The organism is Pontibacter chinhatensis, assembly GCF_900113285.1.
GTDB classification, from domain to species: Bacteria; Bacteroidota; Bacteroidia; order Cytophagales; family Hymenobacteraceae; genus Pontibacter; species Pontibacter chinhatensis.
The window spans coordinates 1,017,721-1,043,832 of sequence record NZ_FOOT01000001.1; the positions used below are offsets into that span (position 1 = coordinate 1,017,721).

The 26,112-nt window shown below is 50.9% G+C and carries 22 protein-coding genes and 1 tRNA gene; 5 read left to right on the forward strand and 18 right to left on the reverse strand.

Annotated features, from left to right (window positions below; translation table 11 throughout):
* Window positions 1-282 precede the first annotated feature (282 nt).
* Together BM040_RS04255 and BM040_RS04260 are read right to left on the reverse strand one after the other, a co-directional pair.
* Window positions 283-951: an ABC transporter ATP-binding protein gene (locus BM040_RS04255; RefSeq protein ID WP_092099227.1), complete on the reverse strand. Its 669-nt coding sequence runs from the start codon at window positions 949-951 to the stop codon at window positions 283-285.
* A gap of 119 nt (window positions 952-1,070) precedes the next feature.
* Window positions 1,071-2,141: an AI-2E family transporter gene (locus BM040_RS04260; protein WP_092099228.1), complete on the reverse strand. Its 1,071-nt coding sequence runs from the start codon at window positions 2,139-2,141 to the stop codon at window positions 1,071-1,073.
* Between the two features lie 180 nt (window positions 2,142-2,321).
* Here BM040_RS04260 and sucC point away from each other — a divergent pair, with 180 nt between their 5' ends.
* Entirely contained in the window at window positions 2,322-3,518 is a 1,197-nt protein-coding gene (sucC, locus tag BM040_RS04265; protein ID WP_092099470.1) for an ADP-forming succinate--CoA ligase subunit beta, read from the forward strand.
* A 408-nt stretch (window positions 3,519-3,926) separates the two neighbouring features.
* Here sucC and BM040_RS04270 read toward each other — a convergent pair whose 3' ends face one another.
* The gene (locus BM040_RS04270) at window positions 3,927-4,349 is read right to left on the reverse strand and encodes an organic hydroperoxide resistance protein (RefSeq protein ID WP_317040159.1); all 423 of its coding nucleotides are present in this window, start codon (window positions 4,347-4,349) and stop codon (window positions 3,927-3,929) included.
* 145 nt (window positions 4,350-4,494) lie between these two features.
* On the opposite strand from BM040_RS04270, the gene BM040_RS04275 reads away from it, so the two are divergent.
* The 3 genes from BM040_RS04275 to BM040_RS04285 all read left to right on the forward strand — a co-directional run bounded on the left by BM040_RS04275 (window position 4,495) and on the right by BM040_RS04285 (window position 5,890).
* Window positions 4,495-4,568, forward strand: a tRNA-Arg gene (locus BM040_RS04275).
* 393 nt (window positions 4,569-4,961) lie between these two features.
* Complete coding sequence (locus tag BM040_RS04280; RefSeq protein ID WP_092099230.1) at window positions 4,962-5,375, forward strand: DUF2569 family protein; 414 nt, start codon at window positions 4,962-4,964, stop codon at window positions 5,373-5,375.
* Window positions 5,376-5,404: 29 nt separating this feature from the next.
* Window positions 5,405-5,890, forward strand: coding sequence for an SRPBCC family protein (locus BM040_RS04285; RefSeq protein ID WP_092099231.1), 486 nt, complete (start codon window positions 5,405-5,407; stop codon window positions 5,888-5,890).
* A gap of 305 nt (window positions 5,891-6,195) precedes the next feature.
* On the opposite strand, the gene BM040_RS04290 is transcribed toward BM040_RS04285, so the two are convergent.
* The 7 genes from BM040_RS04290 to BM040_RS04320 form a co-directional block, all read right to left on the reverse strand.
* A complete protein-coding gene (locus BM040_RS04290) occupies window positions 6,196-7,944 on the reverse strand; it encodes an amino acid permease (protein WP_092099232.1) in 1,749 nt (582 codons plus the stop codon).
* Between the two features lie 393 nt (window positions 7,945-8,337).
* Window positions 8,338-8,526 carry a hypothetical protein gene (locus tag BM040_RS21545; protein WP_139217756.1) on the reverse strand — a complete coding sequence of 63 codons (189 nt, stop codon included), beginning with the start codon at window positions 8,524-8,526 and terminating at the stop codon, window positions 8,338-8,340.
* 417 nt (window positions 8,527-8,943) lie between these two features.
* Entirely contained in the window at window positions 8,944-9,594 is a 651-nt protein-coding gene (locus BM040_RS04300; protein WP_092099234.1) for a trimeric intracellular cation channel family protein, read from the reverse strand.
* Window positions 9,595-9,613: 19 nt separating this feature from the next.
* The gene (locus BM040_RS04305) at window positions 9,614-10,879 is read right to left on the reverse strand and encodes a M20 family metallopeptidase (RefSeq protein ID WP_092099235.1); all 1,266 of its coding nucleotides are present in this window, start codon (window positions 10,877-10,879) and stop codon (window positions 9,614-9,616) included.
* A 39-nt stretch (window positions 10,880-10,918) separates the two neighbouring features.
* Window positions 10,919-12,385, reverse strand: a complete 1,467-nt coding sequence (locus BM040_RS04310) for an MFS transporter (RefSeq protein ID WP_092099236.1) — start codon at window positions 12,383-12,385, stop codon at window positions 10,919-10,921.
* Between the two features lie 74 nt (window positions 12,386-12,459).
* A complete protein-coding gene (locus tag BM040_RS04315) occupies window positions 12,460-13,122 on the reverse strand; it encodes an NADPH-dependent FMN reductase (protein WP_092099237.1) in 663 nt (220 codons plus the stop codon).
* Window positions 13,123-13,199: 77 nt separating this feature from the next.
* Complete coding sequence (locus tag BM040_RS04320; protein WP_092099471.1) at window positions 13,200-13,961, reverse strand: SDR family NAD(P)-dependent oxidoreductase; 762 nt, start codon at window positions 13,959-13,961, stop codon at window positions 13,200-13,202.
* A 236-nt stretch (window positions 13,962-14,197) separates the two neighbouring features.
* On the opposite strand from BM040_RS04320, the gene BM040_RS04325 reads away from it, so the two are divergent.
* Window positions 14,198-15,175: a ring-cleaving dioxygenase gene (locus BM040_RS04325; protein ID WP_092099238.1), complete on the forward strand. Its 978-nt coding sequence runs from the start codon at window positions 14,198-14,200 to the stop codon at window positions 15,173-15,175.
* A gap of 350 nt (window positions 15,176-15,525) precedes the next feature.
* Here BM040_RS04325 and BM040_RS04330 read toward each other — a convergent pair whose 3' ends face one another.
* The 8 genes from BM040_RS04330 to hypB all read right to left on the reverse strand — a co-directional run bounded on the left by BM040_RS04330 (window position 15,526) and on the right by hypB (window position 26,094).
* Entirely contained in the window at window positions 15,526-18,123 is a 2,598-nt protein-coding gene (locus BM040_RS04330) for a family 20 glycosylhydrolase (RefSeq protein ID WP_175490968.1), read from the reverse strand.
* A gap of 781 nt (window positions 18,124-18,904) precedes the next feature.
* Window positions 18,905-21,349 carry a TonB-dependent receptor gene (locus tag BM040_RS04335; protein ID WP_092099240.1) on the reverse strand — a complete coding sequence of 815 codons (2,445 nt, stop codon included), beginning with the start codon at window positions 21,347-21,349 and terminating at the stop codon, window positions 18,905-18,907.
* A 15-nt stretch (window positions 21,350-21,364) separates the two neighbouring features.
* Window positions 21,365-21,913 (reverse strand): GNAT family N-acetyltransferase, encoded by a 549-nt coding sequence (locus BM040_RS04340; RefSeq protein WP_092099241.1) that lies wholly within the window; start codon window positions 21,911-21,913, stop codon window positions 21,365-21,367.
* A 6-nt stretch (window positions 21,914-21,919) separates the two neighbouring features.
* Window positions 21,920-22,681 carry an ABC transporter ATP-binding protein gene (locus tag BM040_RS04345; RefSeq protein ID WP_092099242.1) on the reverse strand — a complete coding sequence of 254 codons (762 nt, stop codon included), beginning with the start codon at window positions 22,679-22,681 and terminating at the stop codon, window positions 21,920-21,922.
* A complete protein-coding gene (locus tag BM040_RS04350) occupies window positions 22,678-23,685 on the reverse strand; it encodes a FecCD family ABC transporter permease (RefSeq protein WP_092099243.1) in 1,008 nt (335 codons plus the stop codon). Before BM040_RS04350 ends, BM040_RS04345 begins: the two co-directional genes overlap by 4 nt.
* Window positions 23,682-24,695 carry an ABC transporter substrate-binding protein gene (locus BM040_RS04355; protein WP_092099244.1) on the reverse strand — a complete coding sequence of 338 codons (1,014 nt, stop codon included), beginning with the start codon at window positions 24,693-24,695 and terminating at the stop codon, window positions 23,682-23,684. The genes BM040_RS04350 and BM040_RS04355 overlap by 4 nt, the downstream gene beginning before the upstream one ends.
* A gap of 196 nt (window positions 24,696-24,891) precedes the next feature.
* On the reverse strand, window positions 24,892-25,353 hold the full coding sequence (locus tag BM040_RS04360; protein ID WP_092099245.1) for an urease accessory protein UreE: 462 nt from the start codon (window positions 25,351-25,353) through the stop codon (window positions 24,892-24,894).
* A gap of 24 nt (window positions 25,354-25,377) precedes the next feature.
* Complete coding sequence (hypB, locus tag BM040_RS04365; RefSeq protein WP_245756090.1) at window positions 25,378-26,094, reverse strand: hydrogenase nickel incorporation protein HypB; 717 nt, start codon at window positions 26,092-26,094, stop codon at window positions 25,378-25,380.
* Window positions 26,095-26,112: the final 18 nt, after the last annotated feature.

Consider the following 26,112-nt stretch of genomic DNA (forward strand, 5'->3'; position numbering starts at 1 on the left):
AGATTTAGAGAGTTTGGGAGTTTGGGAGTTAGAAAGTTAGAAGGTTAAAAAGTTAAATAAGGATGGTAGTGGTACCACATATAGTATTTGGGTAGGAAAGTATAAATTTTTAGCTGCGCTGAGAAGCATATACTTACAGCGTAAAGTATAAGATGCTCTTAATGCGTGAAGCGCAAGGCTCGCAGAAGCATAAAACAAAAAAGGACAAGCCTCGCAGCCTGCCCCCCATTTAACTTTCTAACTTTTTAACTCCTAAACTCTCTAACTCCTAAACTCTCTAACTTACCCCACTCTCACTTCCTCCACTATCTGGCCGTCTTTCATCACCAGGGTACGATCGGCCATGGAGGCCAGGTGCTCGTTATGGGTAACAATTACGAAGGTCTGGTTAAACTCGTTGCGCAGCCGGAAGAAGATGTCGTGCAGCTCCTGTGCGTTTCTGGAGTCGAGGTTGCCGCTAGGCTCGTCGGCAAAGATTACCTTGGGTGAGTTTATCAAGGCCCGGGCCACAGCCGTGCGCTGCTGCTCACCACCCGACATTTCCGAAGGTTTGTGGTCGAGGCGGTGTGAGAGATGCAGCATGTTCAGGAGCTCCTCAGCGCGCTGGCGCACCTCCTTCTCCGGCCTTCCGGCCAGAAAGCCCGGAAGGCATACATTCTCTAGAGCCGTGAACTCGGGCAGCAGGTTGTGGAACTGGAAGATGAAGCCGATATGCCTGTTGCGGAAACGGGCCATCTCCGTCGCGCTCATCCGGGCTATGTTCCTGTCGTCGAACAGCACCTCGCCGGTGTCGGCCGTATCCAGGGTGCCTAGTATGTGCAGCAGCGTACTTTTTCCAGCTCCGGAGGCTCCCACAATAGAAACAACCTCCCCTGTGTTAATGGTCAGATCGATGCCCTTCAGCACCTCCAGCGCCCCGTATTTTTTATGGATATTCGTTACCTGCAGCACGTTCTGAAAAGTATAAATTGCCCTTTAAACCTATGATGGTGAGCCAAAGCTACAAAAAATTTGCCGTTGTTAGGTAGCTTATACGTTGGGTGGGTTTTTATACTTACCAGCGGGCGAGTTTATACGCTATCAACGGCATGTTCCTCCGCTGCGTCAAGGGGCTCAGCCTCCAGCACATCCCTGATATAAAATTCCTGAATCCACACCATCAGCACAGCAAGTATAGGCGCTGCCAGTAACAGCCCCAAAGCACCCTGCAGTATACCTAACAGCACCTGGAAGAACAGCAGCAGCGCTGGCGGCATATCTACCGTTTTCTGGAAGATGATTGGCGTGATGAGGTAGCTCTCCACCATCTGAATGCCTCCATAGACCAACACCACGTACAGGGCCATCTGCGGCCCTTCTGTAAGCCCCACCAGCACGGCCGGCACCCCCGCAATCCAGGGGCCCACATTCGGTATGAAGGCCAGAAAAAAGGCAATCAGCGCCAGGGCGAGCGCCAGCGGTAGTCCAATCAGGCTGTAGCCAATCGCGGAGCTTACGCCGATGATGGCCATAGCCGAAAGCATCCCTACTAGCCAGGATTTCAGGGTTGCATAGCTCTTGCCCAGCACCTCCATCACGCGCGATCGATTACGCACCGGGAACAGTTTTGTGAAGCCAACCGTGTAGAGCGAGGGGTTTGAGGCCAGAAAAAGCGCTGTGATGATGACAATTAGGAAATCTGCCAGAAAGCTCAGGGCTGAGGAGAAAACCCCGGATACTTTTGAGAGGAGCGCATCCTGTTCTGGCATGGCCTTACTCATGTCATCGGGCACCTGCTCTACCAGCTTCTGGCCCCAGCCATACTGGCTCAGCCAATCCTGCACGCGCGTTAAGGCTTTGGGTATTGTTTGCTGCATTTCCTGCACCTGCTCGCTCACGGTAGGGGCAATCAACCAGAAAGCGCCTATTATTAACCCGAAGAACAGAAGCACCGCCAGCAGTAAACTCCAGCCCCTTTTCAGGTGCAGTTTATCCACTATCCAGTCTGTCATGCCACAGAAAAGCACAGCCAGGAGGATGGCTGCAAAAACCAGCAGGAAAAAGTAGGCATGGCGCCCCATCAGGTAAAACCCGGTTCCAATCAGCAGCACAACCAAGGCGGCAATAGCAACGCGCTTGGCATATAAGTATACATTCAGCATAAAATCGGGGATTAGATAGCATTATTAAGCTCCCAAAGAGTATACTTTGTTACTCAATTAGCGTAATCCACGTTACGGAACAGGGCTGAATAGCAGCCTGACAAGTTATATTTTAAAAACACATTACTTGAATTTAAGCCGATAATGGCTTACTTTCGTGCGTCCAATAAAACTGAAAGCATGAACATACACGAATATCAGGCTAAAGAAATTCTGAAGAGCTACGGAGTACGCATCCAGGAGGGTATCGTGGCTGAAACGCCAGACCAGGCAGTAAAAGCTGCCATGAAACTGACTGAGGAAACCGGCACAGGCTGGCACGTTATCAAGGCTCAGATCCATGCGGGTGGCCGTGGTAAAGGTGGCGGTGTGAAGCTGGCCAAGAACCTGGACCAGGTGAAGGAACTCGCCAACCAGATTCTGGGCATGACGCTGGTAACGCATCAGACAGGTCCTGAGGGCAAGCTGGTTCAGAAAGTGCTGGTTGCACAGGACGTGTACTACCCAGGCGAGTCTCAGCCGAAAGAGTTTTACCTGAGCATCCTGCTGGACCGCGCCAAAGGCCAGAACGTGATCATGGCCTCTACTGAAGGAGGAATGGACATTGAGGAAGTAGCTGAGAAAACACCTGAGAAAATCATCAAGGAGTGGATCGACCCGGCTGTTGGCCTGCAGGGATACCAAGCTCGCAAGATTGCCTTTGCTTTCGGCTTAGAGGGTGAGGCTTTCAAGGAGATGGTGAAGTTTGTGACCAACCTGTACAAGGCTTACGTGGACACTGACTCTTCTATGTTCGAGATCAACCCGGTGCTGAAAACTTCAGACAACAAGATACTGGCCGTAGACGCCAAAGTTGACTTAGACGATAACGCCCTGTTCCGCCACAAGAACCTGGCTGCCCTGCGCGATACGTCAGAGGAAGATCCGTTGGAAGTAGAGGCAAGCGCTTCTAACCTGAACTACGTGAAGCTGGATGGCAACGTGGGCTGTATGGTAAACGGTGCTGGTCTGGCTATGGCCACGATGGACATCATCAAGCTTTCCGGTGGTGAGCCTGCCAACTTCCTGGACGTAGGGGGTGGCGCCAATGCGCAGACCGTAGAAGCTGGCTTCCGCATCATCCTGAAGGATCCGAACGTGAAAGCCATCCTAATCAACATCTTCGGTGGTATCGTGCGTTGCGACCGTGTTGCAAACGGTGTGGTGGAAGCTTACAAGAACATCGGTGACATCCGCGTTCCAATCATCGTGCGCCTGCAAGGTACTAACGCTGAGGAAGGCGCCCGCATCATCGACGAGTCAGGCCTGAAAGTATACTCTGCCGTGGCGCTGAAAGAAGCCGCTGACAAAGTAAAGCAGGTTTTAGCTCAAGTTTAATCTGAGCAAAGTATAAAAACAGAAAAGGCTGCCACGTATGGCAGCCTTTTCTGTTTTTATACTTTGATAGAGTTTGAGAATGGAGGAGTTTAGGAGTTAGAGAGTTTAAGAGTTTGGGAATTAAAAAGCTGCTGAAGTATAAAATGGTTGCGCCACCTATACGCCCCAGCCATTGTTCGTGTTCTCACTAACAATTTATACTTTAACAGCTTTTCATACTTTGACGCCCTTTGTGCATGCTGGCGAACACACAGCATGGGTGAGTGTAATGGAGGGAGTTATACTTCAACAGCTTATACTTCAGCAATCTCAAAAGTATAAAGTATAGCCACATTTACACAGAACTTGCGCGCCCCCCACTTTCTAACTCTTCAACCCTCTAACTCCTAAACTCCCACACTCTCTAACTCACACGACTTCCAAATCCACCTCGATGTTGCCGCGTGTGCCTACAGAGTAGGGGCAGATTTCGTGTGCTTCCTCTACCAGTTGCCTGGCTTTGTCTTTATCAATGCCTTTCAAATCCACCTCCAGCTTAACACTTAGGGCATAACCGCCGTCGTCTCTTCGGTTCAGGTCTACGTGGGCTGTTACCGTAGATGCAGGGTCAGGGCGCAGGTGCTGCTTGCCTGCCACCACAAGCAGCGCACTCTGGAAGCAGGCGGAATAGCCCGCCGCGAAAAGCTGTTCGGGATTGGTGCTTCCCCCCTGACCGCCAAGTCCCTCGGGCAAGCTCGTTTTCATATCGATAACTCCATCATCGGATATTACTCGGCCTTTGCGGCCCCCTGTTGCAGTAACCACCGCGGTATATACTTTTTCCATAGCCATAATATTTCTTGGTTTTATTAGTACATGTTAGAACTGCCAAACAAGGCATATGGTTTTGCCACAAAGCTATACTTTAAGTATTGTGCATATTTTTCGGGGCAGATATTTCGTTATGTGCGTTTACTTGCTATTTTTGCATTCCCAAGCACCCGTAGTTCAACTGGATAGAATATCGGATTTCGGCTCCGAGGGTTAGGGGTTCGAATCCTCTCGGGTGCACTTATTACAAAACATAAACGCTGGCTATCTAATTAATAGCCAGCGTTTTGCATTTAAACCAGCGCCTTTTACTCAAACAATTATTAAATAAGTTTGAGTAAAAGGCGCTATTGTTTGGTTTAGGTTTGGTTGCTCTTAATTCAAATTATTATATCTAAGACTTTACTAATCAATCTCCTTAAAGCCCTTTCAGGTTGCATTGACAGTATCAGCGATTTTCGTAATTAAATTAATCCTTCGTTTTTGCAGCTCTTCTATAATCTTGAAGACATAGATTATGATAGATTGAGGTTGATATTTTTACTATATTCAATACCTGTCATACTTAGATAGTAAGCCTATCGTACGCAGGACAAATACCTTGGTATTGAGAACAGCATAACATAAGCGTGTATGAAAAGTATATTGAACGAGAACGCATTCGAAGACGAGGGCAGGAAAACTGGTTACGGCTTATGGCTATACCTCCTGTTGTTTATGGTAGCCTACAACGGGCTGAAAGCAGCTATGGGGCTGTTTCAAAACGCCACATTGGATTTGGTTAACCTAATTTATTCGCTTCTTCTGGTCTTGATAGCCACTGCAACAACCGTGGGCTTCTTTGCCAGAAAGCGGTGGACTCCGCTGCTTTTCATCTGCTTCTTCCTGCTGAATCTGGTCTACTTAGTGTATATCTCTATTGCCCTTTCTTCTAAATTCCCCGAGCAAATTGACTATTTCTCCCTAGTAAGGGTAGTCGTGATGTGCATCATCGTGATTCCTTACATGCTGCGTTCAGAAAGGGCAAAAGAGGTTTTTGTAAAGTAAGGTAAAGCTTATCCATAGCGCTAAAGCCTATGCCCACCATAAGCCTTAAAACAACTATCCACGCACCGGTGGAAGTATGCTTCGACTTATCCAGAAGCATAAACTTACATGTTATCTCAACCAAGCATACTGGCGAGCGGGCAATTGCAGGCGTAACATCAGGGCTAATAGGTCCTGGTGAATCCGTAACGTGGAGGGCAAAGCATTTTGGGGTTTGGCAGCACCTTACCAGCAGAATTACCGAGTATGAGCGCCCCTATTATTTTGCCGATGAAATGGTAGAAGGTGCGTTCCAGCGTTTCAAACATGAGCACCACTTCCAGGAATCTGGAAACAGCAACACGCTGATGCGGGACGTGTTTGACTATACCTCACCTTTCGGCCTATTGGGCAAGCTGGCTGATAAGCTTCTTCTGAAAAGATATATAACCAGCCTGCTTTTAGAGCGCAACAATGTGATAAAGCACTACGCTGAATCCGGACAGTGGAAAAGCTTATTAAATACCGACAGGTAGTTAGCAGTGTCTAAATCTTTGCAATAGATAGAACTCTTGCTGTGAAGGTTTAAAATGAAGGTAATAGGATGGTTGTTCCCAGTTCTCCTTTATTGTGTTGGAATGTAAGCTGTTTATGTGCCTTATTTCTCCCACATACAAGCAAACAAAACACTTTTATAGTTTGAGGTTGGAATTACGCCACTGGTACTAAAGACCAGCAGACGTTTCCCAGGAGCCGATCTTATACTTGGCTCAAACTCTTCGCCAGCACAATCTAACGTTCAAGCAAGACTTCATCCTTAGTATGAAGCTTTCCCTTAACTTTATACTTTAGCAGTTGCAGCAGCTTTGTTCAGTTTGCTGTTTCGGTAACCATAGGTAAAGTAGATGACCAGCCCCAGTACCAGCCATACCAGAAAGCGAGTCCAGTTCGTGATGCCTAGTTCCGTCATCAGGTATAAGTTGGTGAGCAGGCCTAGCACCGGAATCAAAGAGAGGTTTTTAATGAAGGTGAGTACAGTAAATATGGCGGTCACCCCGACAAAGCCGAGCAGCGGGATTTTGTGCTGAAAACTTTCCCAGCCTCCGCTCATACTAAAGAAAGCAGCCACCTCTGCCTGGCCAAACTGGTTCAGCAGCACAACGGCAGTTAAGACCAATAAGGGCAGCACGTACTTCCCGTTTATATAAGGCACCCGGAAGCCTTTGTGTGTGGCTGTGGCCACTTTTTGTTTTTCTTCCAGCAGCAGGATACCACCGCACACCAGCACAAAGGCAAACAGGGTACCGATGCTTGTCAGGTCCGTCACCTCCGTCAGGTTCATGAATAGGGCCGGTACAGCCACTACTACTCCGGTAACGAAGGTGGCAAAGTATGGTGTTTTATACTTTGGGTGGATGCGGGAAAAGGCACCAGGCAACAGGCCGTCGCGGCTCATAGTCATCCAGATGCGCGGCTGCCCATACTGGAACACCAGCAGCACGCTGGCCATGGCAACAATAGCGCTAACGGCCACAATGCCAGCAATCACATCCAGGTTTACCCTCGAGAACACATAGGCCAGCGGGTCGCCTACAGCCAGTTCTTGGAAGGGTACCATCCCTGTCAGCACCAGGGCAAGCACCACATACAGTACCGTGCAGATTACGAGGGAAAATATCATGGCCCGGGGTAAATCACGCTGCGGGTTCTCGCACTCCTCAGCTGTGGTGGATATGGCGTCAAACCCGATGTAGGCAAAGAACACAGCCGACACTCCTTTCAGGATACCAGAAATACCGTTGGGGGCAAAGGGCGTCCAGTTATCGGTACGCACATAAAAGGCACCCACCGTGATTACCAGAAGTATGACGATCAGCTTAAGCAATACCAGCAGGTTGGCCGTGCGCTTGGACTCCTTGATGCCGATGTAGACCAGGTATGTGATCAATATCGTAATACCCAGGGCCGGGATATCTGCCACCAGTTTTATACCTGCAATCGTGGGTGCCTGCTGCCAGGCAAGGTAAGCTTCCTGCTTAGAATCCGGTAGTGCAGCAAAGGCTTGCCCCTGAGCCATCATTTCCTGTGCTGCCTGGTAGCCGCGCGAGGCGCTCAGGAAGTCCATGGTGAGGTATTCCGGTATAGTCAGCCCCACGCCATGCATCACGGCGGTAAAGTAATCGGACCAGGAGATGGCCACGGCAATGTTGCCAATCGCATACTCCATGAGCAGGTCCCAGCCAATAATCCAAGCAATCAGCTCCCCGAAAGAAGCATAAGCGTAAGTATAGGCGCTGCCCGACACAGGTATAGTGGAGGCAAACTGCGCATAACACAAAGCAGAAAACCCGCAGGCGATGGCCGTGAAAATAAACAGCAAAGATACACCCGGTCCCCCGGCTGCGCTGGCATTGCCGATGGTACTGAAAATGCCGGCGCCCACAATGGCGGCTATGCCAAAGGCAATAAGATCTTTAAGTTGAAGCGAACGTATCAGGTCGCTGCCGTGGATGCTGTCATCCGGCTGGTGCTCTGCCAGTAATTCCGTGGCGCTTTTGCGGCGCGTCAGGTTCTTAAAGAGTTGACTCATGTTGTAGTTCTGAATTTAACCCGTCACACGCTCGCGTTCCGGTAGCTTTGCCGGCATGATCACCAGGGGTACTTTCTCAACTTTCACGGAGCTATTATCCAACTCAGACAATCGCTTGGTTTGTAGAATAAGTGTCCAGAGAGCACAGGGGCTCTACCTATCAGCTAGAGGCCGATCAAAGTATAGGACCAGTTCCAAGAGGTGCTGAAGTAGCTCCTGAAAGGAATAGCCAGAAAAGTAAAAGTTTGGAAAATGAGGAAAGGCAAAAGAGCCTTCTCTTACAGAAGAGGAGAAAGGATATTTTACGGCCCCTTAATAAAGATAAAAAGTAAAAGTTTGGAAAATGAGGAAAGGCAAAAGAGCCTTCTCTTACAGAAGAGGAGAAAGGATATTTTACGGCCCCTTAATAAAGATAGTATGCAGTCCGCAATCGTCTTTCGAGGATGGGAAAGACCGCAGGACAGGTACAGCGTCTACAGGTTGTGGGTAAAAATCGATAAAGTGCTGAAGCAGGCCCGTGAGCATCGTTCGGTCTACCTCCAGCATGCCCTTCACCTCGCCGGCACAGGATTCTCCAGCCACAAGTTCAAGAGGGTGCTTGGTGGGAGAAACACTCTCCCATTGAGCCACGTCATCAGAAGGCGCGGCCTTTACGGCAACATGTGCTGCAAACACAAATACACTGCACAACAATACTGCCAGCAGCACACTCAGTTTTTTAAACAACTGTATACCTGTTAATTTCATCACAGCAAAGGAATGCGGTTGTTCAGACTAAATCAATAGGTGGAGGATTTAATTTCAAAGTATAAAATAGTCACCAGAGGTTGACAGTATTTATCAGACACAACTTTCATGAAGGTAAGAGTATAGACCAATATTTTACCAACAGCTCCTGCACCAGCCGCCGCTAGTAACCTAGTATGTTTTTTGAGTAGCAGGGAGGAATAAAGTATAAAAACTAATATCTCTCCTTCTAACTCAGACTTACCTGATAAACTAAGGCTGTTTATCTGATGCGTCAGACTTCTTGTTAGAAGGTACTGGAAGATTCCAGTGATAGCGGAGTGCTAACATTCGCAAGGTAAAGCATACCGTTAACGCAATAACCGCCACCCAATCACTCGATATCCAATTGAGGTATTCTCCTAACACTACTATCAGAGCCCCTATCAGCGCTGCCAAGGCATAGATCTCTTTCTCAAGAATAATGGGGACACGGTTGAGTAATATATCGCGAATGACCCCGCCTCCAACCGCAGTCGTTATCCCCAGCAGCACGGCTACCTCTCCATTGTGTCCAAAGTGCAGCGCTTTCTGTGCACCAGTCACGGCAAATAGTGACAAGCCGACGGCATCGAAAAATAGCACAGGCCGGTTGAGTAGCTCAACAAGGGAGTATAAACCGACAGTCATTCCGGCTGCGATAATAGCTACTACCAAGTACTGCCAGTTCGACAGGCCAGCGGGTGGGATAGCCCCGATACAAAGATCCCGAACAATACCACCGCCACAGGCTACCGTAAAGGCAAGGGCACATATGCCAAATAAGTCAAGATTACGTCTTCTTGCTGCGGTTGCCCCGCTTATGGCAAAGGCAAAGGTCCCCGCCATTTCAAGAAAGTAATACAGGGAGTGTAGTTTTTCCATTCTGTTTTCCCAGACCAGTTTAGTCAAACCAGGCTGCGGCGGCAGTCATCATCGCCTGCAAGCCGGTTTTTAAAGTTGGGTGAATTACTGGTGCAAACCTAGGAGAATGGTTGCTAGGTATAGAATTAATTCGATTTTCTTTTTTAGCTGCCAGGAAAGTCTGGGGATCGGTGCCGCCAACAAACCAGAAAACGTACGGCACGTTCCAGCTACGCCCGAAAATAGAGAAGTCTTCACTGGCTGAGGCAGGCTTCCCCTCGAACGACTTGTCGCCAAACTGCGCTTCAAAAGCCGCCGCTACTCTTGACGTGGCGATGGCATCATTTTCAGTCATCGGATAACTGACAATTTCGGTAATTTCCGGTTCTCTAGGTGCATTGGAGGCAGCACACTCGGCACAGCAGATCCGCTTCACTGCTGAAAGTATGTGATCCTTTACGTTGTCATTAAAAGTGCGGATATTAAGCTTCAGGGTGGCATCTTCGGGGATGATATTCTCTTTAGTGCCGGCCTGCAGCGAGCCCACCGTCAGCACGGCGTTCTCAACCGGGGCCACCTCACGGGAAATGATGGTTTGCAGGCGCATAGTAGTAGCCGCAGCCATTACCACCGGATCAATGGAAGTATGGGGCTGGGAACCATGCGATCCCCGGCCAAAGAGTTTTATCTTCAGGCTGTTGCCGGCAGAAAGTATAGGGCCGCTGCGGTACCTGACCGTGCCCGCCTCTCCCACCATCACGTGCTGGCCAAGAATGATATCCGGCTTGGGGAAACGCTCCACCATACCATCATCTATCATACTTTGGGCACCCCGGCCGACTTCTTCGCCTGGCTGAAAAACGGCCATCAGCGTGCCTCTCCACAGGTCTCTGTTTTCTGAAAACAGTCTGGCCGCGCCCATCAGCCAGGCTACGTGCAGGTCGTGCCCGCATACATGCGATACCCCCACTTCTACCCCCTCTTCATCCCGGGCTATTTTCGTGCTTGCATAGGGTAACCCCGTGTCCTCTGTTACAGGAAGCGCATCCATATCCGCCCGAAGCATCACAACAGGCCCTTCGCCATTCTTTAAAATACCTACTACACCGGTTACCCCAACTCCCGTTGAAACCTCGAACTGGCATTGAGCCAAATAGTCTGCAGCTATCTGGGCTGTCCGAAACTCCTGCATCGATAACTCCGGGTTCTGGTGAATATCTTTGTAAATCGCTTCCAATTCGGGTAACAGCTGCTCTATAGCGCTGTCCAGTTTATCATTGAAGGTTTTGATTTGGGTAATCTCCATAACTATCAGGTTAAGTCGCGCTAAAGGTTATACTTCGGGTTATTCAATTACTTCCGTTGGCTTGCCTTTCGGGATGGTTATCATGATGGCAACAATGGCCACCACAATCATAAACACGTTAAACAGCAGGCCCATACCGGCGGCAAAGCGTACGTCCACGTTATCGGTCCTGCCCATAAAGAGATCAGCCATTGGCGGTAATCCTTCCATATCACTAAGGCCGTAAAAGATGGCGGCAGAGATGGCAACGCCAAAAGCAGCCCCTAATGACGAGGCCATTTTATAGATGCCCGAAGCTGAGCCTGCTTTGTCGCCCGGAACATTACTTAGGGCTGCATCTGTAGAAGGGGTAGCATAAAAACCAAGCCCAATACCGAATAGTGTGAAGCCTATAAACGCGGCGATAATGTATTGGCCAGCCATCAGGAAGGTAAGGCTGGTGAGCACAATGCCAAGGCCCGTAATTGCGCAGCCCATCAGCATAGGTTTTCTAGGCCCCAAACGCTGGAGCAGTTTCTCACCTACCCGGATGGTGCTCAGCACAGCCACTAAATACCCGATCGTAACTAAGCCGGATTGCAACGAAGACAAGCCCGCCTCTGCCTGTACGAGCGCAAGCGACACAAGCAGTGTTCCGGCAGCCCCGTTTAGCAGAAAGTTGGACAGCGTTGCCCCCGAGAATGTTTGGTTGCTAAAGAGAGACAGGTCAACAAAGCCGTTCTCGCTCCTCTTTTCTATCCGAAGAAAGATGATGGTGGAAATGACAAAAATAGCGATTCCTGCAAGTACGGCAGGGCTTAACCAGCCAAGGCTGGCGCCTTGCCCGATCACGATGTTGATGGCCAGCATGGCGATGATAAAGGCGATAAGCCCGGCCCAGTCGAAGGCCTTTTCTACTGTGTCCGTTGATTTACTTTCCGGAGTTCCTCTTATGAGCAGGTAACTTATAACAGCGACAAGTATAGACAGAATAAAAATCCAGCGCCAACCCATGGTAGAGGCTATCAGGCCACCAAATAACGCGCTAAGGCCGGAGCCGCCCCATGAGCCGATAGACCAAAAGCTAAGCGCCCGCTGGCGCTCTTTCCCTTCATAATAAGCTTTCATCAGGGCCAGGGTGGCCGGCATGATACAGGCTGCTGAAAGCCCCTGCAGGATGCGCCCTGCCAGGAGAAAAACAGCAGTACCCGAAGGCGAGACGACAATAAGTATGGAGCCGATAACACTCAGCAGCAAGCCAATGTATGTCAGCTTTACCCTACCTAAACGGTCTGCTAAGCCGCCGGCTACAACTATAAATATACCCGAGAAAAGCGCTGTGATACTAACCGCCAGGTTGTTCAGGTCATAGCTAATCCCTAAGTCTTCCTGCATTGCCGGGGCAATGTTCAGGGTTGTTTGGGCAAATAGCCAGAAGGTAACAACGGCTAAGACAATTCCTAGAATAAGCCTGTCTGTTCCCCGGTAATTGGCAGTAGTAGCCAGGGTTGGGTTAATAGAAGCCATACGCGCATTGTTATTTCTTATTTAAACGTATTTGGCTCCAAAACAATAGCGGAAAAAGAAAAAATATACTTCTTTTACTCCACTCGCTCTGTTTCCTTATCTGTCTTTTCCCCCAGAAATTCCACCCAAGCCTTTTTAATGCAAGGGTAATGTTTGGATGCCTCCACCAGGTTCATAAACCCGACTAAGTTATCTTCGAACCTTTTGGCTAAGGTCTTATCTTTTAGGCCTCCATTCTCATCGAAGGCTTCATGGGCCGTTGCCAGTGAAAACATATCCGGGTAAACCCTGGTGCCCAGGTGCTCCAGCGGAATTCTCAGAGACCATAGCCCCCTGTTACCGCCAGCCATCGACGGAGAGGCAGACATCAGCAAGGCATGGTGCTGGTGGAAAGGCTGCGGGCGAAAGCGGGAGACCCAGTCGATCATGTTTTTAAGGATACCGGGCATGGAGCCGTTATACTCTGGCGCTGCGATGATAAAGGCATCGTTTGCCAAAATACGCTCCTTAAATTCCTGCGCTCCCTCCGGATGGTAGTTGTCTACCTCCAGGTCCTGGTTAAAGGAAGGACAGTCAAACTCGCTCATACTTGCAAAGTCGACGGTGCCGCCATTCTTGCCGATAACTTGCGTCGCTAGTTTGGCCAGCCTTGTGTTGATGGAATTCTCTCTAAGAGAGGCCGAGAAGATAAGAAAGCTCGTATGGCCTTGCCGGTTAGTATTTTGCTGTTCTGTCATTTATTTCTATCGATTGGGATTAATTGTCCAAACCCGTTACATCATCACTTAGCGGGTAAGCAGCCGTTAAGGACTTTTTACATTACGCTTAAGCCACCATCTATTACCTGGGTGGTACCGGTTATAAAGCGGCTCTCATCACTGGCCAGAAACAACACCAGTTGCGCAATTTCCTCAGGGGTAGCATAACGGCCCAGCGGAATCGTCTTCTCCAGTTCTTTTTTGGCGGCTTCGGCGTGGCCCGGAGCAAACCCTTCCTCCAGGGATCGCATCATCCGGTTATCGACCGGAGAGGGATGCACTGAGTTCACCCGTATCTTTCGGGGGGCGGCCTCCACAGCGGCTGCCCGCATGATGCCCACTACGGCATGCTTGCTGGTGATGTAGGCACTAACATTCGGGCTTCCGTTGATGCCCGCCACCGATGAGGTATTGATAATGCTGCCCCCATCGTTCATTTGCGGCAGCACGTATTTCACTCCCAGCCAGGCTCCTTTTACATTGACTGCGATTACCTTGTCGAACATGTCTTCCGGGTACTCGGCTATCGGTTTTACCACCCCTTCAATACCGGCGTTATTAAAGAACACATCAATCTTGCCGAAAGCCTTCACGGTAGTGTCCACGTAGCGCTGCACATCTTCCGATTTTGACACATCGGCGGCACAGTACTGCACATTCTCGAGGCCCAGCTCTACCACAGCCTGCTGTAAGGCATCCTCGTTCAGGTCAACGAGCATTACCCTGGCTCCTTCCTCTAAAAATAACTTAGCTGTTAGTTTTCCGATACTGCCAGCACCGCCCGTGATAATGGCAACTTTGTTTTCTAGCTTTTTCATAATAGCAATCAACTGGAAATGAATATACTATACCTCTAACCCAATTAAAGTAACGTTCTTGGCATAGGAACGTTGGGCCTCATGCTAAAACGTTGCCTCTGGAAAATCAAAGGCTAGCCCCCCGATAAAATCTATCGTAAGAACTATTTATTGATGAGCAGCAGTCAATTGTTTGCATCAAGAATAGGCAGCTCACCCACATGTAACCTATGGTCGGGAATTCTAAAAGGAGAAGTATGAATCAGTTAAAAGGCGTACACCACGTAACTGCGATAACCAGCAGTGCAGAAAAAATATACGAGTTCTTCACATATACTTTGGGAATGCGTTTAGTGAAGAAAACAGTGAACCAGGATGATATTCAGACCTATCACTTGTTTTTTGCCGATGATAAGGGCAGCGCAGGAACCGACATCACTTTCTTCGACTTTCCGGGCATCCCGAAAGGGGTGCATGGCACCAACGAAATCTCCAGAACTTCCTTACGTGTGCCTAGCGATGCGGCATTAGAATATTGGGTGAAACGATTTGATCGATTAGGAGTCAAGCACTCCGGAATTAAAGCACAATTCGGCAAGAAAACGCTTCCTTTCGTGGATTTTGATGAGCAGCAGTATCAACTCGTATCGGATGAGCTTGATAAAGGAGTAGCCGCGGGTACACCCTGGCAGAAAGGTCCGGTCCCTGTGGAGTATGCTATTACAGGCCTGGGGCCGGTTTGCATCCAAATCGCAGACTTCGGCTATTTTAAAGAGATGCTGGAGAAGGTCCTCCTATTTAAGGAGACTAAGCAGGAAGGGGCATTCCATTTATTTGAGGTAGGCGAAGGCGGAAATGGCGCCTCCATCATTGTAGAAGATAACCCCAATCCTCCGCAAGCCCGGCAAGGCTTTGGCACAGTACACCACGCCGCGTTCCGGGTAGCGGATAGGAAGGTGTTAGATGAATGGACGGAGTGGATGGCCAGGATAGGGATTCCTACCTCGGGGTACGTGAACCGCTATTTCTTTGAGTCGCTATACGTCAGAGTGGCGCCACAGATCCTGTTTGAATTCGCCACAGACGGACCTGGCTTTATGGGCGATGAGCCTTACGAAACGCTGGGGGAAAAATTATCCCTACCTCCCTTCCTGGAGCCCAAGCGCGCGCAAATAGAAAAACTGGTCCGCCCGATCGATACCACCAGAAGCACGAAAGAATTCAGTAAGGAATAAGTAGTAAATCTCAAGTTGTGATTTACTACTTTGGTGAAGGTGTAAACCTGCCCCTCCCAAGAGGGGAATTTAGCAAGAGAGTAGGTGATTCCCCTCCTCGGAGGGGTTGGGGGTGGGTTAATCGCAATTTGAATTAAGGTAAAAATCAAAGTATAAAATTGGCAGAGGTTTCTAAATACTTAAGAGTCGTCTGCCATGTAGGAAATATAACGAAGCCACACATCCTGGATTTTAGGCTACCTGTAAAAAGCAAAAAGGCCTCCAGCGCATTTGAGCTGGAGGCCTCCGTTTAAGTGCAGTTTATACTTTTTCTGAACTTATTTGGTATACTTATTTTGAACCTATATGCCTTACTGCAGCACCTTTCCTGTCGGAGTTTCCGCTGCAATGTTGAGCGGCACGAAGGTAAACATCCACTTCACAGGGTTCTGCCAATCTTTCCCTTTAAAGCTGCCAACCGGAAGCTTCACCAGAACTGTGTTCCATCCCTTCTTCACCGGCAAAGCCACCGGCTCCCGGTAAGAATATCCCTCATCATAGAGTGGCATTTCGGCATTTCCCTTCTGCCCGGCTCGCTTCCACTTAGGCGGGTCTATCAAATTCCCGTTCAGGAAGATGGCGCTACTTCTATTATCCCAGGTCCCTTCGGCTGGAGTATCGGAGTTGTAGGAGCGGGACAAATCCTGGAAACCAATCCAGAAATGGCCAATGGTATCTGTCTCGCTCCAGAATCGGGTAGTGGCATACCAGGTGGTGTTTTCTTCTGGCTTTTCCAGCACTCCCTTAATGAGCGGAGCCCAAAAATGACGCAGCACCACCGTGCCTCCTACCGCCTCGGCATCAGGTTTTTTAAACTTAAAGTTCTTCTTTTCCGGAGCGAAGGAAGCAGACAAGTTGCCTTTGTTTTTGTAGGGGCCAAAAAGTTGCCAGGAAATATTTGAATTTGCGGCGTAGGGGAAATCCAGATCTGAAAAATGAGTCGCCTGGTGGTCTGTTAGCCTGCCCTCAAACTCCTGAAACTCCTTCACGCGCTCCTGATTATTCACCGGGATATTGGCAATCCACCCTGGATAGCCGCCCCCTTTCCAGCTGCGCTCGGCAAAGGCCAAGATGCCGGGGTATACCGGGTTCAGGCGCAGCACGTCCTCCTGCTGCAGCACGTTGCGGTCGTTCCATACACAAAGTATAGCGCCCAACACATTGCCGCCGCTTGCCACACGGTCCCCCAGTTGCCGGCTGAAAATGGTGTTTACAGCCTCCAGCGGGTCCATGTGGTTTAGGTACAGGTGGCGGGATTCGATGTAGGTATAGTCTGGGTTTACAGGTCCTTCCTGCATCCACAGTTGGCGGTAAGTGGCTTTATCCAGGTTGCCGCCTGGGTCCCAGCCAATTGTTTTCTTGCCACGCTCGTGCAGCCAGGCCGTCACCTGCGGCAGGAAATCGTGGTTGGTGATCTCCACTTCATCGCCCCCGATATGCACATAAGGCACATCGTAGGTATCGCAGAAGTCGCTGAGAATATTTTTCAGGTAGGCCAGTCCTTCTTCGCTCTGCATGTCAACGCCCATAGCCCGGGTAAAGGCAGCGCTATGCCCCGGCATGTCGATCTCCGGCACCAGCGTAATGTGGCGGTCCCTGCAGTACTGAATCAGCTCCTGCATTTCGGCTACTGAGTAATAGGCGCCCTTGTTACGCGTCATGTGCTCTGGAGCGGTTAACTGCGGATAACGGGGTGTCTCCAGCCTCCAGGCAATGTCCTCAGTCAGGTGGAAGTGGAAGATGTTGAGTTTATACTTGGCCATCACATCTATCTGCTCTTTCAGCATCTCCATCGACTGGAAATTGCGGCCCACATCTACCATGTACCCACGCCACTCATAAGCAGGCCAATCCTGTATTTTGCTACCCGGTATAAAACTGCCATCCCGCATGAGTTGGTCCAGGGTCTGCAGCCCGTTGAAGATGCCATGTGCCGTGTTTGCCTGTAGCTGTACCTTATCTTCCGTCACCTCTAAAGTATAGGCCTCACTTTCCTGTTGAGGGGCTTTGACAGAGGCAAGCGCCAGTGTTATACTTGGCTCACCGGGTACAGCCTTCGCCTTTAGCTGCACGGCTATTCCCTGCTTTGCAAGCATGGTTTTGAGTCGCTCCGCTTCCTGCTGCAGCTTAGGGTCCTGCACCACAATGCTGCGGGCCCGGTATAGGGGGAATACCGCATTCGTCCACTCCAGCTGCTGGGGCGCCGGAAGGATGGCCGGCTTTGCCTGCAGGTCGAGTACATGAGGGTAAACCAGGTGCTTCCAGAGCATATAGCCATCTCCGCTCAGGTGCAGGCCATCGTTGGTATAACTGGCTTTGAGCCTTCCGGTATTATCAGAGAAGGGAGCGTGCAGATTCAGGTAAGTATAACCGTACTCCGGGGCCTTTGCCTGAAGTTGGGCGTTTACCTGTTTGATGAGTTCGCGCTTGCTGGTATGGCCGCCAAACTTCCCGAACTGCTCATTTACCGGCAGGATGCTCTGCACATACAGCCTGGTAGTGGGGCTCTGCTGTTTCAGGTACGAACTTATCCAGTACATATTCTTGAGCAGGCTGTCCGGCGCTACGCCCCGGGCTAGGTCGTTGGTGCCGATCAGCAGGAACACCTTAGTTGGTTTGCGGTTGGCGACCTCATCGAGGCGGTGCATCACGCCGGCAGAAACATCGCCGCTGATGCCGCGGTTCTTCAACCTTTTGTCGTCGAACAATTCGCTCCACTCCCCTCCGTCGCTGATACTGTTGCCCAGAAAGATGATGTCTCCTGAAGTATGGGGCAGGCTGCGGAAATGCGTCACGCGCTGGTGGTAGTAGGTAGAGAAGAGGCTGTCGGCCAGTTGCACCGGCTTTACCTGCGCCATTGTGTCATGGCAAAGTATAAAAAGGAACAGCAGGATAGTAAGCCTCCGCATAAGGGCTAGAGATTCAGAGGTTCGCGTTCTACTCATTGTTATTTTCAAGGGTTTTTAAAGCTTATGCAGTCTCGCCGATGTGCGCACCCAGAAAAGGAGATCCTACCCTCCTTCTTAGGTGCGGTACAACCGACAACATGATGAGAATTGTGGGAAAATACGCAATGTTTTCGTTAACGCAAATATTTTATTTGTACGGTGCAATAGCGCTGACCTGCAGTTCAGCTTTTCCTGGCTAGCTAAATGCCCTGCTGTATTGAGAGGGTGGCACCACACTTAAGCATGATGGGTAACTGCACAAGAAGCAGAAAGTATAAACAAGTTTTTGGAGTATAGCCATAGAACGAATTGATAGTGGCTTAGGAGGGGTTATGCTCTGCAGTCTATATCAGCACTTCTTCCGGAGAGCTCTCATTCCTGTTATTGAAGTCCTCAGGTAACAGGGTTGTTGATCGCTCAGAAAAGTATACCTAGTGGATCACGTGAGTCGGTATTACATAGCAGCGCAGGGCTATTTCATTCTGCGTATAAAGCCTTCACACCTTCTGTTATGCTGTTAAGAAACTTGATAGAGAAAGAGGGCCCCTCCCACCGGAGGTTAAGCCTGTACTACTCGCTACCAAGATCCTTTCAGGATGACAAAATAATAGAAACGAAACGCCCATGCCTTAAATCGGAGTCGGCTACTAGCGCAGCACTTCCTTTGTAGCTAAGCGGCAAAGTATAGAGACAGCCATACTTCCAGGCAGAAGTGCTACCGCGTGCAAGCCTGTGCCTGGACTTAGAAAGTATAGCCCATGGAAAGTATAAAGTTGCGCGGCGCGCCCGGGAAAGCCCTTTGGTAATCGTAGCCGCCCACAAAATAATACTTGTCAAAGAGGTTGTTGACGTTCAGGCTTAGTTTGAACTTGTTCACCCGGTAAAAAGCCGCCGCGTTCACCACGGTATAAGAAGGCCAGTATTTCCACACCCAGTCCCCTGTCTGAACATCCTGCACCTGCAGCTCCATCCTCCTGTCTCCAACATAGTTGCCGCCTAAGGCCAGCCCAAAGCCCTCCAGACCGGCACCGGTAAACTTATACTTGGCCCACAGGCCCGCTGAATGCTTGGGCGCGTTGGGTGCCATCGCTCCTTCCTCGGCCTCCAGACCCGAATTAACTACCTCCGTGTGGTTGAAGGCATAATTCACGCTCAGGTTCAAGGCGGGTGTTATACTTCCGGTGGCCTCCACCTCCGCCCCCTGCGATTTGACGCGCCCGTTCTGGCGGTAAATCGGGTTACCTGCCTCCGTCACTTGCCCGGTGTTCACCAGCGTGTTGCGCTTCTCGATGTGGAAGAAGGACAAGGTGGAGAAAAGGCGCTTGTCCAGGAATTCGCCTTTCAGCCCCGTCTCTATCTGAAAGCTGCTCTCATTATCAAAGGGCTCGGTACTGCCGTAGTTTTCCGGGTTGCGGACAAAGGCAGGGTCAATGGGCTTGAAGCCCTGGCTGTAGCTGGCGAAGTAGTTTAGGTTGTCGCGCAACTTGTAGGTGAGCCCTGCCCTAGGGAGGAGCACGTTCTGGTGTACTTTTTCTTCTCCGTTGTCATACACCCGCTGATCGCGGAAGAATTCCTGCCGCAGGCCCAGTAGCAGGCGCAGGCGGTCACTTACAGTTACCTGGTCTTGCAGGTATAGTCCGGTGGTGCTGTAGCTGGTGTTGAGGTAGTCTACAAAAAAAGGCGACAGGGGCAGGCGGATATACTTGCTAGGGTCGCGTAGCTCATAAGTCGGGTTGTTGAGGTCGAAGGTGAGGGGAACGGGTTGCCCGTTCACTTCCATCTGGCGAGCCTCCCACTGGTGCCCGCGTTTATCTGCCTCATACTTGACATAGTCCATCCCTGCCACCACCTCATGGCGCAGGCCTCCGGTTCTACCGTTGATAGAGAAATAAGCGGAGAGGTTGTCGGTATAGTCGTTGATTTTCTTCTCCAGGTAGCGCAGGTTCATGATGGTGTTGGCCGGGGCATCGGCAAAGGTGTTGAGGGTGCGGTGCTCGCTCAGCTCTTCGTGGTACACAAACTTCATGTAAGCCGCGCTGAAGGAAAGCCAGTCGGTAAACCGGTGGTTGAGGGAGGCGTTCAGCGACACATCATTCACCCGGTAGTAATCGCTCGGCTGGCTCAGGGTAAAGGACCTCGGCAGCGCGTACAGGTCACCGCCCCGGATGCCCATGCCACGGTCGAGGTAGCCGTCGAATTTGCTGTAGACCAGCTCGGCGTTCAGCGTTGTCTTTTCGGTGGGCCGGAAAGTAACGGTGGGTGCGATCATCAGGGAGCTGCGGTCGTTTACCTCCCGGAAGGTCTTCGTATCCTCGTAGCCGATGTTGAGCCGGTAAAGCAAAGACTTATCTTCGTTGAGCGGGCCTGTCATGTCGAGGGTGGTGCGCATGGTGTTGAAGCTGCCCACTGAGAAACTTACTGCTTTCCGGGCTTCCTCCAGCGGTTTTTTGGTTACCAGGTTCACCGTTCCGCCCGGGTTGATGTCGCCGAAGAGTGCGGCACCGGGCCCCTTGAGCACCTCCACGCTCTCCAGGTTGACGGTGAGCGGTACCCTAAAAAAGCTCGTACCGTAGCCGTAGCCGGAGCGCAGGCCATTCACCAGCCTATACCCCGTATCAAAGCCGTTTCGGAAGCCACGGATGGTCAGGTCGTCGTAAGCAGAGTATTGGTTCACGCCGGCCAGGTTCTGCACCACATCCGTCACCAGAAAAGCTTGCTGGTCTTCTATAAGCTCTTTGGTGACAGAAGAAATGGTTTGCGGCACATCCACCACCCGGCTTTGCAGTTTGGTGCCCACAAAGCTGTAATCGTTCACATAGTTGGTTTCCTTGCGGCCCGTCACTAGCACTTCCTGCATGGCATGGGACACCCGATTGAGCTTTATTTCCAGCTGCACGTGTTCTGTGTGCTCGTTTAGCGTCAGGGGGACTTTTTTCTCCTCCAGCCCCAACCCCTTTACCAGCAGCACATAGTTTCCGTAAGGAATCTGCGAAATTCGAAAACTGCCATCCAGGCCGGTGACATCCCCTTTGCTTATACTTCCTATACTCACGGAAACACCTACCAACGCACGGCCGTTTTTATCCAGCACCTTGCCGCTGACACTTCCAGCCCCACTTCCAAACACGACAGACGGCACCAGGAGCAGCGCCATCAACATCGCCATCCACTTCAGCTTTAGGTACATCTCACCAAATGCTTTTTATAATTCCAGTATGATTTCTGCGTCTATCTCGGCCGCGCCTGCAGCCCCTATCATGGCGAGATCCATGTGTATGGTGCGGAAAATTTCGGTATCGTCCTGGCAGACCATCCGAAAACCCTGCTTTGCCCAAAACTCGTAGGCGCCGGATAAAAAAGGATGCGTATGCAAGTATAAGGTCTCAATGCCCCGCTGCCAGGCTTCCGACTTCAGGGCGTTAACCAAAGCGCGACCCAGCCCTTTCCTCCTGTAAGCCGGCTCGACGTATAGTTTGAGCACCTCGTTTATTACCTGCCCGGTGTAGTCCAAATGCGCAAAACGGTGGTCGTACCTTCTCATGCCAATGGTGCCGATGATGCTCCCAGACGCGTCTGTGGCAACCAGGAAAACCGCGTTATCATCGGCCATATAACATGCCTCAAAATTGGCCAGGTCTTCGGGTACTACGCTATGGTCAATCATGGGGAAAAGCTCCTTCCGAAAATTCCTCACGTAGGTTACCAGTTCGGCAATCCGATCCTTCTCTATTTCTCTGATTTGTATGGCCATAGCGTCTTATAAGGTAGGTACCACAATCATTTTTTCTTTCACCTGCACGGCCGTGAACTGCACGTTGTATACGTACTGCAGCAGCTCGCTGTCGTGGTTGGCCAGGTCTGTTTTCACGACCGTTTTGTTCTTCATAAAAAAGCAATGGTCGGCGTACAGGAAAGCCAGGTTTGGGTCGTGCATGATGGCAATGACCGTGAAGTTGTTTTGAGACAGCTTGCGCAGCTTTTCCAGCACGAAAGTCTGGTAGTATACATCCAGGTGGTTGGTGGGCTCATCCAAAAGTATAATCCCTGGGTTTTGCACCAGCACCCGCGCAATCATCACTAACTGCTGCTCCCCGCCCGATAGCTCGGTATAAGGTCTGTCGATCAGGTGCGTGATTTCCAGCTCTTCGATAGCCTGCTCTACCTTCTCGAGGTCGGCTTTTTTAGGGCTGAAAGATGAAAAGGCGGCGCGCCCGGTTAATACCACATCACGTACCTGAAAGGGGAATATGGATTTGTGAAACTGTGGCAGAAAGCCCATCATAGTAGCACAGTCTGCAAACGACATATCTTTTCGCTCACGGCCCATCAGCTTCACCGATCCATGCTTGTAGTCGGCCATGCCGGACAGGATGTTGAAGAGCGTGGATTTGCCGCTGCCGTTGCGCCCCAGCACCACTGAGAATTTCCCCTCCGGGAAGGTGACATTCACATCCTCCAGAATGGGCGTGTTGCCATAACTAAAACTCAGGTTGCTTACCTCGATTGCCTGCTTTGTCATACCCAGTTTATTTTGTTTTTCTTCATTAAAAAGATAAAGAAAGGCGCCCCCAGCAGCATGGTGAAAATGCCAATCGGAATCTCAAACTCCATTAGCGACCTGGAGAAGTTGTCGATGATCAGGAGGAAAGAGCCCCCGAAAAGTATGTTGGCTGGCATGGCCTTCCGGTTATCGGGGCCCACCATCATGCGCGTCAGATGGGGCACAAACAGCCCGTACAAACTGATGATGCCCGCGGCGGCTACCGAGGAGGAGGTGGTTAAGGTAGCCAGCACTACCAGGATGATCTTATCCCGGTTAGGGTTTACCCCTACCGCTTTGGCCTCCTGATCACCCAAAGCCAGCAAATTCAGCCGCCAGCGAAGCAAATACATCCCAGCCACGCCCACTGAAATGGGGAGTACAGCGCTGTTGATCTTGTCCCAGGAGGCGTGGTGCAGGTTGCCCATCGTCCACTGCACAATCGCCTGTAGTTTGTAGGGGTCGCTGATGTACTGCACTATCGTCAGCATGGCCGTGAAAATACCCGACACGATCATTCCCGAAAGTATAACCGCGACAATGGAGGCGCTTTTGTTGGAGAAGGCGAAAGAGTAGGTCAGGATAACGGAAACCACCCCCAATGCAAAGGCCGACAGGTTGATGTTGATAAGCGGAAAGGCAATAGCCAGCGCCGCACCAAAAGCCGAACCGGAGGAGATGCCCAGCACATACGGATCCACCAGTGGGTTCCGGAAAATCCCCTGCAACGTACCACCCGATGCGGCCAACCCCGCCCCGATGATAAAAGTAAGAATCACCCGTGGGAGCCGCACGTTCTCAATGATGTTGTTGATCAGGTAGAGCTCGCCCGAAGTGTCTGCTACACCGCCGGCAAGCACGGCCTTCGCCCATGCCCAGTAGTCCGCCAGGTGCAGGCCCTGCGAGGGGCCGACCGTAAGCGAATACAGCAGCAGCGGCAAGGGTAAGCCATATATCAAAAACCCGATGATGTATTTTCTCATTCGAACAATGCACTAGCTTTCGCCTCACCGTACAGGCCTGTCATGATTTCCCGCCGGTCCTGCTCCAGGTTAAAGCTGCCACGCTCCCCGTAACTCAGGTTATGCAGTTCCAAGGCAGCTACCATGATTTTGAGCGTATGCGGATCGTAAAAGAAAGGCGGCTCGAGGACGTGTACCTCCTTGTTTCTGACTGCCTTCAGCACCGACAATTCCTTTTTATTGTAAACTTCCTTAGGGTCTGTGCTCCAGAGCAGAATCAGGTCCGGGTCCCAGGAGATGAGCGTTTCCGGGTTGATGTTCGGCTGGTCCAAATCTGTTGTACAGGCGTTCACCACACCTGCCAGTTCGAAGCACTCGTTCATGCGGCTGTTCCGGCCCGAAGTGGAGTAGATACGGCCACCAGACCAGGCATAATAAACGGACTTCTTCGGTGTTATATCGGCTGTTTTCTGCTGGATTTCCTCCAGCTTCTGGCGAGTATAGGCCAGCAGCTCCAAGGCCCTCTCGTGGGTGCCGGTGAGTTTGCCAATTCCTTCCAACTCGTCGTACAGCTGCTGGTTAGTTTGGGCCTCTACGGCAAACACGTTTATGCCCAGGTTTTCGAGCAAGCTTATCGCGTCGGTCTGGTTGGAGGCCATGATCACCAGATCCGGCTTGAGCGCCACCACGCTCTCGATGTTGGTAGATGTTTCCCAGTTGCCCGGCGCCGGTAGCTCTCTTTTGGCAATGCGTGGATCGAGTTTGCTGAAATATTTAAAGGTCTCGGGGTTTGTGTAAATGTTGTTCTGGATGCCTACCAGGGTATGCTCCGCATGGAGCATATACATACCATCCAGCGCGCCCTGATAAAGCACAACAACACGTTTAGCCGGCTCTTTGAGGCGCACTTCCTTCCCCCTGATGTCCGTGGCCACAATATCGGTCTCAGCAGCTGCGCTATCCGGCTTATACTCCGAACACGCGCTCAGCAACAGGAGGCAAACACTCAAAAAAACAACTAATCGGTTCATATCTCTAACACGCAACTTCACAAGACTCTTTTCCCCCTTCTTATTCTTACTTTTATACTTTCCTGAAAGGCTATACCTGGTTTTATACTTTACTATAGCATGTGGAAGGGGCAGCCAAACCCGATATTACACCAAGTCCGGCTGCCATCTACTTAACCAACCCTCACTTAAAATCTTATAGCGTTTGTAGTATAGCTCAGGCCATATTTCCATAAGCCTTCACCATCTGAAAAGGGTGCAGCACCCGCTCCTCTATGGCGGGCGCAAAACCACCGCTCAGCAGCATCTGGTACAAGTAGCCGTCGTAAGCCACGCATACTTCTTCCTGCTCCGTCATGAAGATGGGCACATGCTTGTTGCCAATCTCAAAGCAGATGGTGCCTACTTCCTGCAAACTGGCAGGACGCAGCACAATGCAGTCGCAGGACTTGATGCGAAGCATAATCACCCGTTTATCCGACAAGTATAAGATATCGCCATCCTGAAAGCTGCCCCTGTCGGTCCGGTTGATGAGCACCTCCTGCCCGCCCTTGGTTTTGCGGCGCATGCGCGACTTGGCTGTTTCATGCCACTCCACCTCCAGCACGTCCACGTTTCGCTGGCCTGTATCCAGGTCCTTGCCCAACGCATGTGTCACTTCTATCGGCTCACTCAGCATCACTTAAGAAGTATGCGCCTATACTTAGGCTGTCTCTAATTTGGCTTTTTTCTCCTGCACCTTTTCCAGCAGCCAGTTACACCACTCGTCCATGCCATCGCCTTTCAGGCTGCTGATAGACATCACCTCAATCGCTGGGTTCACCTCGCGGGCATCTTGTGCGGCGGCCTCCACGGAGAAAGGCACATAGGGCAGCAGATCGGCTTTGGACACTACCAGCAGCTCGCTGGTCAGGAACATGCGCGGGTACTTCTTGGGCTTGTCGTCTCCCTCTGTGGCGGCCAGCACCGTCACGCGGATGTCCTCACCCAAATCGAAGGCTGCCGGGCACACCAGGTTGCCCACGTTCTCGATGAAGAGCAGGTCCACGCCCGCCAAATCGATGTGGTCCAGGGCCTGCAGAATCATCTGCGCCTCGATGTGGCACATGCCCCCGGTCACGATTTGCAGGGCGTTGATGCCCACCTCCTTCATCCTGACCGCGTCGCGGTCGGTCTCCGGGTCGCCCACCAGCACGGCCAGGTTCAACTTGTCGCTCAGGCGCTTGCCCGTCTCCTGCATCAGGGTCGTCTTGCCGCTGCCCGGCGAGGAGCACACGTTGATGACCAGCACGTCCGATAGTTTCTCGCGGATGGCTTTGGCCACAAAATCGTTGGCCTTCAGCAGGTTCAGCGTCGTGTTATCACACTGCACCGAGCCTACCGGCATTTGGTTGCTTTTTGGATATTTTGGCGTGTTCATATCTTTCTGTTTTATCTG